This window comes from Streptomyces sp. 7N604 (assembly GCF_052245475.1).
In the GTDB taxonomy this organism is placed as follows: domain Bacteria; phylum Actinomycetota; class Actinomycetes; order Streptomycetales; family Streptomycetaceae; genus Streptomyces.
Genome location: NZ_JBQQBX010000009.1, coordinates 65,842 through 80,100, shown reverse-complemented (window position 1 = coordinate 80,100; position 14,259 = coordinate 65,842). Strand labels below are relative to the sequence as shown.

The 14,259-nt window shown below is 69.7% G+C and carries 13 protein-coding genes and 2 tRNA genes; 9 read left to right on the top strand and 6 right to left on the bottom strand.

Translation table 11 applies throughout. The features are described 5' to 3' along the window. Positions 1–39: 39 nt before the first annotated feature. A complete protein-coding gene (locus tag ACTWP8_RS11990) occupies positions 40–1,485 on the bottom strand; it encodes an amino acid permease (RefSeq protein ID WP_443322120.1) in 1,446 nt (481 codons plus the stop codon). A gap of 174 nt (positions 1,486–1,659) precedes the next feature. Between ACTWP8_RS11990 and ACTWP8_RS11985 the strand changes: the two genes are divergently transcribed. Together ACTWP8_RS11985 and ACTWP8_RS11980 are read left to right on the top strand one after the other, a co-directional pair. After that, the gene (locus tag ACTWP8_RS11985; protein ID WP_443322119.1) at positions 1,660–2,160 is read left to right on the top strand and encodes a ribose-5-phosphate isomerase; all 501 of its coding nucleotides are present in this window, start codon (positions 1,660–1,662) and stop codon (positions 2,158–2,160) included. Between the two features lie 7 nt (positions 2,161–2,167). After that, positions 2,168–2,992, top strand: a complete 825-nt coding sequence (locus ACTWP8_RS11980) for an Fpg/Nei family DNA glycosylase (RefSeq protein ID WP_443322118.1) — start codon at positions 2,168–2,170, stop codon at positions 2,990–2,992. 28 nt (positions 2,993–3,020) lie between these two features. Here ACTWP8_RS11980 and ACTWP8_RS11975 read toward each other — a convergent pair whose 3' ends face one another. Next, a complete protein-coding gene (locus ACTWP8_RS11975; protein ID WP_443322117.1) occupies positions 3,021–4,265 on the bottom strand; it encodes a GNAT family N-acetyltransferase in 1,245 nt (414 codons plus the stop codon). A 116-nt stretch (positions 4,266–4,381) separates the two neighbouring features. Here ACTWP8_RS11975 and ACTWP8_RS11970 point away from each other — a divergent pair, with 116 nt between their 5' ends. Continuing rightward, the gene (locus ACTWP8_RS11970; protein ID WP_443322116.1) at positions 4,382–5,524 is read left to right on the top strand and encodes a PP2C family protein-serine/threonine phosphatase; all 1,143 of its coding nucleotides are present in this window, start codon (positions 4,382–4,384) and stop codon (positions 5,522–5,524) included. A gap of 155 nt (positions 5,525–5,679) precedes the next feature. Here ACTWP8_RS11970 and ACTWP8_RS11965 read toward each other — a convergent pair whose 3' ends face one another. Beyond that, positions 5,680–6,864, bottom strand: a complete 1,185-nt coding sequence (locus ACTWP8_RS11965; protein WP_443322115.1) for an acyltransferase family protein — start codon at positions 6,862–6,864, stop codon at positions 5,680–5,682. Positions 6,865–7,204: 340 nt separating this feature from the next. Here ACTWP8_RS11965 and ACTWP8_RS11960 point away from each other — a divergent pair, with 340 nt between their 5' ends. Beyond that, a complete protein-coding gene (locus ACTWP8_RS11960) occupies positions 7,205–7,399 on the top strand; it encodes a hypothetical protein (protein ID WP_360849776.1) in 195 nt (64 codons plus the stop codon). An 81-nt stretch (positions 7,400–7,480) separates the two neighbouring features. Here the strand turns inward: ACTWP8_RS11960 and ACTWP8_RS11955 are convergent. Further along, positions 7,481–7,551 (bottom strand) — tRNA-Gly (locus ACTWP8_RS11955). A 138-nt stretch (positions 7,552–7,689) separates the two neighbouring features. On the opposite strand from ACTWP8_RS11955, the gene ACTWP8_RS11950 reads away from it, so the two are divergent. The 5 genes from ACTWP8_RS11950 to clpX all read left to right on the top strand — a co-directional run bounded on the left by ACTWP8_RS11950 (position 7,690) and on the right by clpX (position 12,327). After that, a tRNA-Pro gene (locus ACTWP8_RS11950) sits at positions 7,690–7,766 on the top strand. Positions 7,767–7,912: 146 nt separating this feature from the next. Next, positions 7,913–9,319 (top strand): trigger factor, encoded by a 1,407-nt coding sequence (gene tig / locus ACTWP8_RS11945; RefSeq protein WP_443322114.1) that lies wholly within the window; start codon positions 7,913–7,915, stop codon positions 9,317–9,319. A 238-nt stretch (positions 9,320–9,557) separates the two neighbouring features. Beyond that, positions 9,558–10,163 carry an ATP-dependent Clp protease proteolytic subunit gene (locus ACTWP8_RS11940; RefSeq protein ID WP_443322227.1) on the top strand — a complete coding sequence of 202 codons (606 nt, stop codon included), beginning with the start codon at positions 9,558–9,560 and terminating at the stop codon, positions 10,161–10,163. A gap of 53 nt (positions 10,164–10,216) precedes the next feature. Next, on the top strand, positions 10,217–10,888 hold the full coding sequence (locus ACTWP8_RS11935; protein ID WP_443322226.1) for an ATP-dependent Clp protease proteolytic subunit: 672 nt from the start codon (positions 10,217–10,219) through the stop codon (positions 10,886–10,888). A 149-nt stretch (positions 10,889–11,037) separates the two neighbouring features. Next, positions 11,038–12,327, top strand: a complete 1,290-nt coding sequence (gene clpX, locus ACTWP8_RS11930; RefSeq protein WP_443314800.1) for an ATP-dependent Clp protease ATP-binding subunit ClpX — start codon at positions 11,038–11,040, stop codon at positions 12,325–12,327. Between the two features lie 77 nt (positions 12,328–12,404). Here clpX and ACTWP8_RS11925 read toward each other — a convergent pair whose 3' ends face one another. After that, complete coding sequence (locus ACTWP8_RS11925) at positions 12,405–13,259, bottom strand: hypothetical protein (RefSeq protein ID WP_443322113.1); 855 nt, start codon at positions 13,257–13,259, stop codon at positions 12,405–12,407. Between the two features lie 16 nt (positions 13,260–13,275). Further along, on the bottom strand, positions 13,276–14,253 hold the full coding sequence (locus tag ACTWP8_RS11920) for a hypothetical protein (RefSeq protein WP_443322112.1): 978 nt from the start codon (positions 14,251–14,253) through the stop codon (positions 13,276–13,278). Between the last annotated feature and the right edge of the window lie 6 nt (positions 14,254–14,259).

The following is a 14,259-nucleotide window of genomic DNA, read 5'->3' as shown; positions in this document are numbered from 1 at the left end:
ATGGCGCGGCGGCCTTACGGGGTGCCTTACGCGGGGGCCCTACGGCTTGACGGCCGCGTCCTTCTTGCGCGCGTTCAGCCGGTCGCGCACCAGCGCGATCGCCACCACCAGCGCCGCGACCAGCACGGAGAGCACGACCTGCTCCCGCCCCGCGTCGTCGGTGAGCATGTAGACCAGCACGAACGAGATCATCGCGATGGTCGCCCACGTCAGGTAGGGGAACAGCCACATCCGGACGATGAGCTTCTCCGGCGCCTCGCGCAGGATGATCCCCCGCATCCTCAGCTGCGTGAAGCAGATCACCAGCCAGACGAAGAGCGCGACCGCGCCCGAGGAGTTCAGCAGGAAGCTGAACACGGTATCCGGCGACTGGTAGTTGAAGTAGACCGCAACGAAGCCGAAGACGACCGACGCCAGGATCGCGGCCTGCGGCACACCCTTGGCGTTCGTCCGCGCGAACGCCTTCGGCGCGTCGCCGCGCTGCCCGAGCGAGAAGGCCATCCGGGAGGCGGTGTAGAGGCCGGAGTTCAGACAGGACAGCACGGCCGTCAGCACGATGACGTTCATGACCTGCCCGGCGTGCGGGATGCCGATGGAGTCGAGCGCGGCGACGTACGAGCCGTGCTCGGTGATCGCCTTGGCGTCCCACGGCAGCAGCGTCACCACGACGAAGATCGAGCCCAGGTAGAAGACGCCGATCCGCCAGATCACGCTGTTGGTGGCCTTGGTGACCGCGCGCTGCGGGTCCTCGGACTCACCGGCGGCGAGGGTGACGATCTCACTGCCCATGAAGGAGAAGACGACCATCAGGACACCGGTGAGGATGGCGCCCGCGCCGTTCGGCAGGAAACCGCCGTGCGAGGTGAGGTTGGCGAGCCCCGCCGCCTCGCTCTGCGAGCCGGGCAGCAGGCCGAAGACCGCGAGCCCGCCGATGAGGATGAACGCGGCGATTGCGACGACCTTGATCCCGGCGAACCAGAACTCGAACTCGCCGTACGAGCTGACGGAGGCGAGGTTGGTGGCGGTGAGCACCACCATGACGATCAGGGCCCAGGCCCACTGCGGGACGGCAGGGACCCAGCCCTCCAGGATCACCGCGCCGGCGGTCGCCTCGACCGCCAGCACCACGACCCAGAAGAACCAGTACAGCCAGCCGATCGAGAAGCCGGCCCAGCGCCCAAGGGCGCGGTCCGCGTAGGCGGAGAAGGAGCCGGAGGTCGGGTTGGCCGCGGCCATCTCGCCCAGCATCCGCATGACGAAGACGACCATGGCGCCGACGAGGGCGTAGGACAGCAGGATGCCGGGGCCCGCGGCGGCGATGCCGGAGGCGGAGCCCACGAACAGCCCGGCGCCGATGACGCCGCCGATGGCGATCATGGAGAGGTGGCGGTTCTTGAGACCCGCCTTGAGGCCGTCGGGGGAGGAGGGATGGCCCGGGGTGCCCGGGTCCGCCGCCGTCTTCGTGGCCGTGGGTTGTGCGCTCATGTGCACGATCCTTAGCTCTCGGGTTACGAGCCCGGCCAGTGAAACGCAGGGGAAGTTTGAGGAAAACCTTTGATTCCGGATCGTTATAGGGGAACTTCCCTTCAGATGCGACACAGGCCACCCACGCGCCACCCGATGCCGTCGGCCCGGCCGTGGGCATGCCACACTCGGATCATGCGCGTCTACCTCGGCTCCGATCACGCCGGTTTCGAACTCAAGAACCACCTCGTCGAGTGGCTCAGGGCCCACGGCCACGAGCCCGTCGACTGCGGCCCGCACATCTACGACGCCCAGGACGACTACCCGCCGTTCTGCCTCCGCGCCGCCGAGAAGACCGCGGCCGACCCCGAGAGCCTCGGGATCGTGATCGGCGGCTCGGGCAACGGCGAGCAGATCGCCGCCAACAAGGTCAAGGGCGTACGGGCCGCGCTGGCCTGGAGCGAGCAGACCGCGGCCCTCGGCCGCGAGCACAACAACGCCAACGTGGTCAGCATCGGCGGCCGGATGCACACCCGCGACGAGGCGACGACGTTCGTCGAGATCTTCCTGAACACCCCGTACTCGGGCGAGGAGCGCCACACCCGCCGCATCGACATGCTCACCGCGTACGAGACCACGGGCGAGCTGCCCCCCATCCCCGCGCACCACCCCCAGCAGCCCCAGCAGGAGGGCTGAGCGCCGGATGCCCGAGGGGCACACCATCCACCGGCTGGCCGCCGACCACTTCGCGAGGTTCGGCGGCCGGTCCGTGCGTGCCGCGAGCCCGCAGGGCAAGTTCGCGGACGGCGCCGCGCTCGTCGACGGCACGGAGCTGGCGGAGACCGACGCTCACGGCAAGCACCTCTTCCTCGGCTTCGGAGCGGTCGGCTGGGTCCACATCCACCTCGGCCTCTACGGCACCTTCCGCTTCGGCGACGGTCCGGCACCCGCGCCCGTCGGCGCCGTACGGCTGCGGCTCGCCACCCCGGAGGCGTACGCGGACCTGCGCGGCCCGACCGCCTGTGAGCTGATCACGGACGGCGAGAAGCAGGCGATCCACGACCGGCTCGGCGACGATCCGCTGCGCTCCGCGACCGCATCTGATGAGACGAGGGGCGGCGAGCCCGCCTGGGCCCGTATCGCCCGCAGCCGTACGTCGATCGCGGCGCTGCTCATGGACCAGAAGGTCGTCGCGGGCGTCGGCAACGTCTACCGCGCGGAGGTCCTCTTCCGGCACGGCATCGACCCGTACCGGGCGGGCCGCGATCTGTCGCGGGCGGAGTGGGACGCGATCTGGGCGGATCTGGTGGCGCTGATGCGGGAAGGAGTACGGAACAACCGGATCGACACGGTCCGCCCCGAGCACACGCCGGAGGCGATGGGCCGCCCGCCGCGCGTCGACGACCACGGCGGCGAGGTGTACGTCTACCGCCGCGCGCAGTTGCCGTGCCATATCTGTGGCGGCGAGGTCCGCACCGCCGACCTCGCCGCCCGCAATCTCTTCTGGTGCCCGACCTGTCAGGCCTGACGGCCCAAGTGGCCCTGGGCCGGGCCGCTCAGAACCCGTGCGGCAGCCACGGCGCCACGTCGGAGGCGAACGCCACCGACGCCTCCCGCAGCGCGCCCCCGCGCAACTCCCGTACGCGCCCCGCCCCCGCCAGCGCCGCGAGCGTGGTCCCGCCCAGGTAGGCGGCCCCCAACTCCCGTACGGACAGCGCCAGATCGGCCGGGTCGTCCGTACGCCTGCAGTCGGCGCCGCCCTTGGCGTCAGTCGTGAGCCGCCAGCGTCCCTCGTTCCAGGGACAGAAGGAGTCCTGCACCTCGAACACGACGTCCACCGGCGCCGCGTACGCCCGCGCCTGAAGCGCCGCGCCGACGTCCACCAGACGTACGTGCAGGGAGTCGCGGAACCCGATCCGGCACCGGCGCGGGTCGGAGACCATGTGCAGCAGCGGGTCGTCGACCGGCCGGTTCCTGACCTTTACCGTCGACGTGAGGTCGAGGTCGAAGAGGAACCTCCAGAGCGCGGCGTACGCGGCCGGGTCCGGCGCGCAGATGTCGCGCAGCAGGACCGCACCCTTCGGACCGGCCGCGTCCCACTCCGGCTCGACGGCGTAGCGCGCGTAGCCGGCCACCTCGCCGCCGGCCTCCGCCACCACGCACTGCAGCGGGGACGCGCCTGCGCGCTCCGACGGCGGGTCGAGCAGAGCGTGCCGCTCCCAGCCCGGTATCCGGACCAGCATGCCCGGGCGCAGCCCCACCGAGGCCGCGTACACCGCCTCGCACGCGTGGAGCACGTCCGCCGGGTCCGCCATCCGCAGCCGTACATCGTCCGTGCCGGGCGGGACCGCCAGCCGGACCCGGCTGGTGTCCACCTCCGCGTGCATCAGCCCGGTCGCGATGCCGTAGCCGAACCGGCCGTAGATCTCCGGCTCCGAGGCGGTCAGGATGGCGAGCGGCTCGCCCCACGCCCGTACGTCGTCCAGCTGGCGCCGCATCATCGCGCTCAGCACGCCGCGGCGGCGGTGCGTCGCTGCCACGGAGACCATCGTGACGCCGGCCGCCGGGACCAGCGCGCCGCCCGGCACCGACAGGCGGAAGCTGAACGCACCCGCCGTGCCCACTGGGCGGTCGCCGTCCCAGGCGCCGATGGAGCGCTCCACCTCGGTCAGGTCGTGGTCCAGCTCCCGCTCCTCCGGGGACACGGCCACCCCGCCGAACGCGCGCACCAGCGTGTCGAACCACTCGTCCCACTCCGCGGGCCGCAGCACACGCAGCTCAGCCGGCACCCGTGTCCTCATACGCCATCCCTATCAGCGCATTCCTGTACGTGCGAGCGCATTTCCCGTACGCATGTGCGTCACCCGGCAGGCCGACAGTGCACATCACGGGCCCGGGTGGATAGGGTCCCGGAGCAATGGCACGCGTCGCGGGAGCAGAGACCCTGACGGCCCGGATGCGCAGGAGTTCGCATCGGGTCCGCATCGGGCTGCGCCGGGCCGGGGTCGACTACTTCCGCGGCGACGGCTCCGACTGGATCGTCCTCGCCGCCCTGATGCTCACCGTCCCGGCCATCGCCGCCGGGACGATCGCCGTCCCCGACTGGTGCCCGCCCGCGGCGCTCGTCCTCCCGATCGTGCTCGGCGGACTGCTGCTGCGGCCCGCGAGCCTGCTGCTGCTCTATGGCGGGTCCGCGGTGGGGCTGATCGTGGAGGCGGCGGTCCTCGGCCCGTACAGCCAGGGCACCTCCCGCGTCACCCCGGGCACGATTCTGCTGGTCGGAGCCATCGGCTTCGTCGGTCTTGTCATCGCCCAGTTCCGCAGCCGGGTCGGGGTGCCGTGGCGGCGCGGCGGCACCATGCTCTTCGACCTGCGCGAGCGCATCCGGGTGCAGAGCAAACTGCCCAAGCTGCCGAGAGGCTGGCACCGGGAGATGGCCCTGCGGCCGGCGGGCGGGCAGTCCTTCTCGGGCGACTTCGTCGTGGCGGCCCGTACGAACGGCGGGCGGACGCTCGAGGTCGTCCTCACCGACGTCTCGGGCAAGGGCATGGACGCGGCCTCGCGCGCCCTGCTGCTGTCGGGCGCCTTCGGCGGCCTGCTCGGCTCGCTCCCGCCGCACGAGTTCCTGCGGGCGGCCAACGGCTATCTGCTCCGCCAGGACTGGGACGAGGGCTTCGCGACCTCGATCCATATGGTCCTGGACCTGGACACCGGCGACTACGAACTGCTGTCGGCAGGCCACCTGCCCGCGCTCCAGCGCAGCGCGGGCGCGGGCACGTGGGAGGAGAAGGCGGCGGAAGGGCCGCTGCTCGGGGTCTACGACGGGGCGCAGTTCGACCCGATCAAGGGGACGCTGCGCCAGGGCGACGTACTGATGCTCTTCACGGACGGCCTGGTCGAGTCCTCCGAGCGCGACCTGACCGAGGGCATGGACCGCCTGACGGGCGCAGCGGACCGCTATATCTCCTCCGGCTTCCAGGGTGCGGCGTGGCACCTGATCGAGACCGTGGCCAGGGATGTCAACGACGACCGGGCGCTGCTGCTGATCTGCCGGGACTGAGCGCCACCCGGGCCGCTTGGCGGGTCTCGATCGCCGCGCGCCCGAAGGGCCGGTCGAGCTTGTTGCGCAGATGGCGCACCTGAAGGCGCCTGAACGGCCGAACGGCCCCGGAGCGGGGCTCCGGGGCCGTTCACCCATGCGCAGGCGGTGCCCCCTCAGGCGGCCTTGACCGGCTTCGAGCGGTCGCGCGCCAGCTCGGCCGCGTCCTTCTTGAAGGCCCACTCCATCCTGGGCTCCATCGCGAAGCGGAACATCCGCTGTACGGGCCTGGTGCACAGCACCGTGATCACGATCGCGGCAATGAAGGTGACGGCGATGGCGCCCAGCGGGGTCTGCACCCACGCGTAGTCGTCGAACCAGCCCCAGAAGCGGGATCCCTTGGCGAGGAAGCCGTGCAGCAGGTAGCCGTACAGCGTCCCGGCACCCAGCGCCGTGAACCACATGTGCCGCCGCGGCACCCAGGCGAAGAAGCAGGAGACGAGCACCATCGAGCAGCCGAACAGCGCGAGCGTCATCACCAGGCCGCTCCACCAGGGGCCGCCGAGCTCCTGGGCGCTGTCCCGGTGGTAGAACCACGCCGAGGACATCCGGGGCGCCGCCCAGTATGCGACGACGGTCGCTACGGCGAAGGCCGGAACGGAGAGGATCCGCACTTCGCGGCGGCGCATCAGCTGGAAGTGCTCCGGCTTCATGAAGAGGCCGACCACGAAGAACGGCAGGAACTGCAGGACGCGCTGGAGGTCGAGGTCGTCGCCGATGTCCGGGGAGATCGAGGCGAGCGCGGCGATCGCCAGCGCGAGCGCCACGGGCCAGCGGACCAGCTTCCACAGCGGGGTGGACAGCCGCCAGACGAAGAGCGCGGCCAGGAACCACGTCAGGTACCAGGGGTCGAGCAGACTGATGGGGTACCCGGGGTCGTCGTCCGCCCACTGCTTGAAGAAGCTGTACGCGACCTCGAAGAGGACGTACGGCACCGCGATCCCGGTCACCAGCCGCTTGAGCCGGTCCGGCCGCATGTCGAAACTACGGGAGAAATAGCCGGAGATGAGGATGAACGCCGGCATATGGACGGTGTAGATGACCATGTAGAGCGCTTCTGCGGCACGGCTGCCGTCGGTGAGCGGCTCCCAGGCGTGTCCGCAGGCCACCATCACGATGGCCAGGTACTTCGCGTTGTCGAAGAACGCGTCGCGCTGCTTCGGCTCGCCGCGCTTGGGCGGCGTGTCCGGCTTGTCGCGTCCGGCCGCTCTTGTGTCGGGTCGTTGCGGGATGTCCGCTGATTTCCGGGCCGGGGGGAGTGGTGCCCGCTGATAGTCGTGCGGGCTCAGTGAGTTCGTCACAGGCCCTCCCACCAGGAACTGGGGGAGACGATTCGCGACCTCACTGCGCATGCGGGGGTCAGGGCAGCGTGGAACATCTGAGGCACGATAGCGCCGGGTGCGGAATCCGTAAAACCTCCCTCGCTATGCCGTCAAGTGCCCGTTCTATCACGGCTAGTCCCACTTAAATCGGTCAAATCACCCCGGGGCGGGCGCCCTCATGTGGCAGTGAACACGTGACCGACGGTGTGTCACCGGGGGGCATCACCGGCCACGTTGGTGGCACGATGGTCGAAGCGGGGGTGTGCGGGGCATCATCCCCGGGCCGGTGAGGCTTTTCCGACCGAGGGTGTGATCCGTTGTGGCCATTTCGCTGTCCGTGGTGGTGCTGTTGGCGATCGTCCTGGTGGTCATGATCCGCTCAGGTTCGATCAAAGCTGGGCCCGCCATCGTGGCGGCGCTGTTCGGCTTCTTCCTGGCGTCAACCGACATGGCCCCGTCGATAAACCGCTTCCTCAACTCGATATCCGAGACGATCAGCCAGATCAACCTCTGAGCGTCGTGGGTCGCGGAAACGCCTCCGGCCCGGTCCTGCGAGGCTTCGAGAGCACTCGCGGGACCGGGCCGGAGGCCGCTGAGCGGGCGACGGGAATCGAACCCGCGTAGCCAGTTTGGAAGACTGGGGCTCTACCATTGAGCTACGCCCGCACGCGCCGAGGATCATGAGAAGCGCGGCGCACGGACTGCATCGTAGCGGGTCCGGGCGCCCCCGCGCACACTCCATTCCGCCCCCTGTAATGCGGCAGCCGCAGCTCGGCTGGGCATGTACCCTACGTGTCGCACCAGCGGGGTGTGGCGCAGCTTGGTAGCGCGTCCGCTTTGGGAGCGGAAGGTCGTCGGTTCGAATCCGGCCACCCCGACCATCAAGATCACGTTGTGGGGCCCGTCCTGCTTGCGGTTACTATGCAAGCTACGTGCCCCTGTGTCTCTGTACCGGGCGCGATCCGCCGAAACTCAGCACAGCTGAGACCGGCAGACCCCAGAAATCAGCCCCCAAGGAGACCGAACCGTGAAGAGCGCCGTGGAGACCCTGAACCCGACTCGGGTTCGGCTCACTGTCGAGGTGCCCTTCGAGGAGCTCAAGCCCAGCCTCGACGCGGCGTACAAGAAGATCAACCAGCAGGTCACGGTGCCGGGCTTCCGTAAGGGCAAGGTACCGGCGCGCGTCATCGACCAGCGGTTCGGCCGCGGCGCGGTCCTCGAGGAGGCCGTGAACGACGCGCTGCCGAAGTTCTACACCGAGGCCGTCAACGAGGGTGATCTGAACCCGCTGGGCCAGCCCGAGGTCGACATCACCGAGCTCAAGGACAACGAGCTCCTCGCCTTCACCGCCGAGGTCGACGTCCGCCCGTCCATCGAGATCCCGGACTTCTCCGGCATCGAGGTCGAGGTCGACGCCATCGAGGTCACCGACGAGGAGGTCGAGAAGTCCGTCGAGCAGCTCCGTGAGCGCTTCGCCGCCACCTCCCCGGTCGAGCGCGCTGCCGCCGAGGGCGACGTCGTGACGCTCGACCTGGAGGCCAGCGTCGAAGGCGAGGTCCTGGAGGACGGCGTCGCCAAGGGCGTCAGCTACACCATCGGCTCCGGCGAGCTCCTCGACGGCATCGACGAGGCCGTGACCGGCCTCGAGGCCGGCGGCTCCGCCACCTTCACCTCCGAGCTCAAGGGCGGTTCCGCCGCGGGCAAGGAGGCCGAGGTCAAGGTCGACGTCACCGCCGTCGCCGTCCGCGAGCTGCCCGAGCTCGACGATGACTTCGCCCAGCTGGCCAGCGAGTTCGACACCTTCGAGGAGCTCAAGGCGGACAGCCGCAAGCGCCTCGAGCAGTCGAAGAAGTACGAGCAGGCCACCCAGGCGCAGGAGAAGGTCCTGGACGCCCTCATCGGGCTGGTCGAGGTGCCGGTCCCCGAGAAGCTCCTCGAGGACGAGATCGGGACCCGCAAGCACAACCTGGAGCACCACCAGCTCGGCCAGATGGGCCTGGACCTCGAGGCGTACCTCAAGATCCAGGAGAAGTCCGCAGAGGAGTTCGAGGCCGAGCTGAAGGAGCAGGCCGAGAAGGGCATCAAGACCCAGTTCGTCCTCGACGAGCTGGTCTCCCGGGAACAGCTGTCCGTCGGCCAGGAGGAGCTCACCGAGCACCTCATGCGCCGTGCGCAGTCCTCCGGCATGAGCCCGGACCAGTTCGCCCAGGCCGTCGTCGAGGGCGGCCAGGTGCCGATGCTCGTCGGCGAGGTCGCCCGCGGCAAGGCCCTCGCGCTGGTCGTCGAGGCCGCCACGGTCAAGGACACGAACGGCGAGGTCGTGGACCTGGACGACGGGGACGAGACCGCCGAGACAGTGACGGCCGAGGAGCCGGCCGCCGCCGCGGACGAGGCGGAGACGGCGGAGGCCGCCGAGGAGAAGCCCGAGGCCTGATCACCGGCCCCGGGCCCCTTGACCCCCGCGACGGGCCCGCTGCTCAGCCGCCGGCCGCGCCGCGCCGCCGGGTACCCCCCTGCGCTCACAGCGAACAGTTCGCTGTGCGGGATGGCGCCCGCCGACCAGCGCGTTAGGGTCCGTAGGTATGAGGGCAGGGGGAGTCCCCGCGCCCACAAGAAGACGCTGACGGCGCGCGGCCGTCAAACAACGAGCAGGTGGATACGTGACGAATCTGATGCCTTCGGCCGCCGGCGGCGAGCCGACCTTCGGTACCCACGGCGACCAGGTCTACAACCGGCTGCTCAACGAGCGGATCATCTTCCTCGGCCAGCCTGTCGACGACGAGATCGCCAACAGGATCACGGCGCAGCTGCTCCTCCTTGCCGCAGACCCGGACAAGGACATCTACCTCTACATCAACTCCCCGGGCGGCTCGATCACGGCCGGCATGGCGATCTACGACACCATGCAGTACATCAGGAACGACGTGGTCACCATCGCCATGGGCCTGGCCGCCTCCATGGGCCAGTTCCTGCTGAGCGCCGGCACCCCGGGCAAGCGCTTCGCGCTGCCGAACGCGGAGATCCTCATCCACCAGCCCTCCGCGGGCCTGGCGGGCTCCGCCTCGGACATCAAGATCCACGCCGAGCAGCTGCTGCGCACCAAGAAGAAGATGGCGGAGCTGACCGCGTTCCACACCGGTCAGACCGTCGAGCAGATCACCCACGACTCGGACCGCGACCGCTGGTTCTCCGCCGAGGAGGCGAAGGCGTACGGCCTGGTCGACGACGTCATGGCCACGGCGGCCGGCGTTCCGGGCGGTGGCGGCACCGGGGCCTGAGCCCCGCAGGCCACCCCGCAGCCGACCCCAGCCCACTGATCGCCACCAGGATGGTGAAGAACCAGATGAACAACTTCCCCGGCAGCGGCCTGCACCAGGGCCCGGCCGCAGAGTCCCGCTACGTTGTCCCGCGCTTCGTCGAGCGCACCTCCCAGGGCGTCCGTGAGTACGACCCGTACGCGAAGCTCTTCGAGGAGCGCGTGATTTTCCTGGGCGTGCAGATCGACGACGCCTCGGCCAACGACGTCATGGCGCAGCTGCTGTGCCTGGAGTCGATGGACCCGGACCGGGACATCTCGATCTACATCAACTCGCCCGGCGGCTCCTTCACGGCCCTCACGGCGATCTACGACACGATGCAGTTCGTGAAGCCCGACATCCAGACGGTCTGCATGGGCCAGGCGGCGTCCGCCGCGGCCGTGCTGCTCGCCGCCGGCACCCCCGGCAAGCGGATGGCGCTGCCCAACGCCCGAATCCTGATCCACCAGCCGTACAGCGAGACCGGCCGCGGCCAGGTCTCCGACCTGGAGATCGCGGCCAACGAGATTCTGCGGATGCGTTCGCAGCTGGAGGAGATGCTGGCCAAGCACTCCACCACGCCGATCGAGAAGATCCGCGACGACATCGAGCGCGACAAGATCCTCACCGCCGAGGAGTCGTTGGCGTACGGTCTGGTCGACCAGATCGTGTCCACCCGGAAGAGCTCCGTGGGTCTGGGCGGCTGACAGTACCGTTGGCAACCCCTTGGGCCGGTCACGGTCAAGTGAACCGGGCCAAGGGGGGCCCGCACGGGGGGCCCGGCAAGGTACCGTCGATAGGCAAGCACCCGGGTCTGCGCAGGCGATGCAGATCCCAGGCGAAGGGGAAGCACCTCGTGGCACGCATCGGTGACGGCGGCGACCTGCTCAAGTGCTCATTCTGTGGGAAGAGCCAGAAGCAGGTGAAGAAGCTCATCGCAGGTCCCGGTGTGTACATCTGCGACGAGTGCATCGATCTCTGCAACGAGATCATCGAGGAAGAGCTCGCCGAGACTTCCGAGGTGCGGTGGGAGGAACTCCCCAAGCCCCGGGAGATCTACGAGTTCCTCGAGGGGTACGTCGTCGGCCAGGAGGCCGCCAAGAAGGCGCTGTCGGTGGCCGTCTACAACCACTACAAGCGCGTACAGGCGGGCGAGAACGGCCAGGGCGGGCGTGACGACGGCATCGAGCTGGCGAAGTCCAACATCCTGCTGCTGGGCCCCACAGGCTCCGGCAAGACCCTCCTCGCCCAGACCCTCGCCCGGATGCTCAACGTCCCCTTCGCCATTGCCGATGCCACCGCGCTCACCGAGGCGGGTTACGTCGGCGAGGACGTCGAGAACATCCTGCTGAAGCTGATCCAGGCCGCCGACTACGACGTCAAGAAGGCCGAGACCGGCATCATCTACATCGACGAGATCGACAAGGTCGCGCGGAAGAGCGAGAACCCGTCGATCACCCGCGACGTCTCCGGCGAGGGCGTCCAGCAGGCGCTGTTGAAGATCCTGGAGGGCACGACGGCCTCGGTCCCCCCGCAGGGCGGCCGCAAGCACCCGCACCAGGAGTTCATCCAGATCGACACGACGAACGTGCTGTTCATCGTGGGCGGCGCCTTCGCGGGCCTGGAGAAGATCATCGAGGCGCGGGCGGGCGCGAAGGGCATCGGCTTCGGCGCCACGATCCGCTCCAAGCGCGAGGTCGACTCCTCGGACCACTTCCGCGAGGTCATGCCGGAGGACCTGGTGAAGTTCGGGATGATCCCGGAGTTCATCGGCCGCCTGCCGGTCATCACCTCGGTCCACAACCTCGACCGCGAGGCGCTGCTCCAGATCCTCGTCGAGCCGCGTAACGCGCTCGTCAAGCAGTACCAGCGGCTCTTCGAACTCGACGGCGTGGAGCTGGACTTCGACCGCCCGGCCCTCGAGGCCATCGCCGACCAGGCGATCCTGCGCGGCACGGGCGCGCGCGGCCTGCGCGCCATCATGGAAGAGGTCCTGATGTCGGTGATGTACGAGGTCCCGTCCCGCAAGGACGTGGCCCGGGTCGTCATCACCGAAGAGGTCGTCCACTCCAACGTCAACCCCACCCTCGTCCCGCGGGAGCCCCGGGCGATCGGCAAGGGCGAACGCCACGAGAAGAGCGCGTAGCGCGCGGCCCGTTCACACGCGTCGAAGGGGCGCCCGGCATCAACTGCCGGGCGCCCCTTCGGCGTTGCTCCTGCTGCCTACTTCTCGACGCGGACCTCGTCGCGGAACTTGGCGGTGGTCTCCGCCCACTCCTCGACGGACGGCGGCTTGAGGGCGCTCGGGTCGTTGGCCGTGTCCGACGGGCCCCACATGACGAGGGCGGCCGTGCTGTCGTCGCCCCACACGCAGAACGGCGTCTTGATGACCTTGAGGTCGTACTCGCCGCACTTCATCAGGTCGCCGTCGAAGCCCGAAGGCTTCTGCTCCGTGGTCTTGGTGCCCTTGGTGAGGCCTTCCGAGATGATCGCGTCCACGGCCTGCTCGGGGTCGGTGACGTTGCCGTATGCTCCGCCGAACCCGATCTTCGCGTCGTCGCCCTTGTACGCCGCGCCCGTGGACTGGCCGTCCTCGATGCCGTCGCCGCTGCCGCGCTCCGACGGCGCCTTCTGGCTGTCGTCCTTGGTGTACTTGCCGCCGAGGACCGTCTTCGGCGTCGCCAGCTTGTAGTCGCCGCCGCCACCGCCGCCCACGATGAAGTAGGCGCCGACGGCTATCACCGCGACTCCCACCACACCGGCGACGATGCCGATCGTCTTGCCCTTGCCGCCGCCGCCCTGCGGGGGCGGGGGCGGGGGAGTGCCGCCCCAACCGCCCTGCGGCTGCTGGCCGTACGGGCCGGGCTGCTGCTGCGGCGGCTGGCCCTGCGGGTAGCCGTAGCCCTGCTGCGGCGGCACCTGGCCGGGGCCCTGCTGCGGGTATCCGTAGCCGGGCTGAGGCTGGCCCTGGGGCTGCTGGGGCGGCTGGCCGTAGGGACCCGGCTGCTGCGGCTGGCCGCCGTACGGGCCCGGCTGCTGCGGCTGGCCGCCGTACGGACCGGGCTGGTTGTAGCTCATGGGGTTCCTCTCGCGGTTATGACTGCTTGATTTCGACGCGCGCGTCGTTGCGTACCTCGGCCGTGGTCTCCGCCGCGGCTCCGATGTCGGCCTTGCCCGAGATGGCGGCGACCGGGTCCACGATCAGGACGCCGCCGACCGTGCTGGAGTCGCCCCAGATGCAGACGGGGATCTCGGCGGACTTGACGGGTGCGTCCGGGTCATCGTTCGTGACCTTGAACTTCTGGCACTTCATGACGGCGCTGCCGAGGTCTTCGCGCTCGACCGTCTCCGGGCTGCCGACCGGTTCGGTGTCGCCCTCGTCGCCGGCGGACTTCGTCAGCACGACGAACATGGCGTCCACGACCTGTTCAGGGTTCTCGATCTTCCCCCAGAGTCCGGTGAACAGCATCGACTTCTTGGAGCCGGACGCGTATTCGGCCTGGACCGGATGAGGGTCGGACACCCCCGGCATCCGCTTGAGCTCCTCCTTGTCGCTGGAGCTCATGCTGGAGTCGTCCTTGCCCGGGCCCTGGCGCTTGTACTCCTTCGCCACGGTCGCCGGCGTCGTCAGCTTGTGCGGACCGTCATCCGCCGCACTGCCCTTGCCGCTCAGCAGGAAGTACGCACCGGCGCCCACCGCCACGACGGCGACTGCCGCGCCGACGATGATCCCGGTCTTCCTGCCGCTGCCGCCCTGCGGAGGCATCGGCGGCATCTGTCCGTACGGGGGCTGCTGACCAGGCTGGCCGTAAGGACCGGGCTGCTGCCCGTAGGGGCCGGGCTGCTGCGGCTGGCCGCCGTACGGGCCGGGCTGCTGCGGCGGACCGCCGTACGGGCCCGGCTGCCCCTGACCCTGGCCCGGATAGCCGTAGCCCTGCTGCGGCGGCACCTGGCCGGGGCCCGCCTGCGGGGAGCCGTATCCGGGCTGACCGGCCGCGCCGCCCTGGGCGTACGGGCCCGGCGCACCGCCCCCGTAGGGACCAGGCTGCGGTGGCGGCTGGTGGTAACTCATTGCATC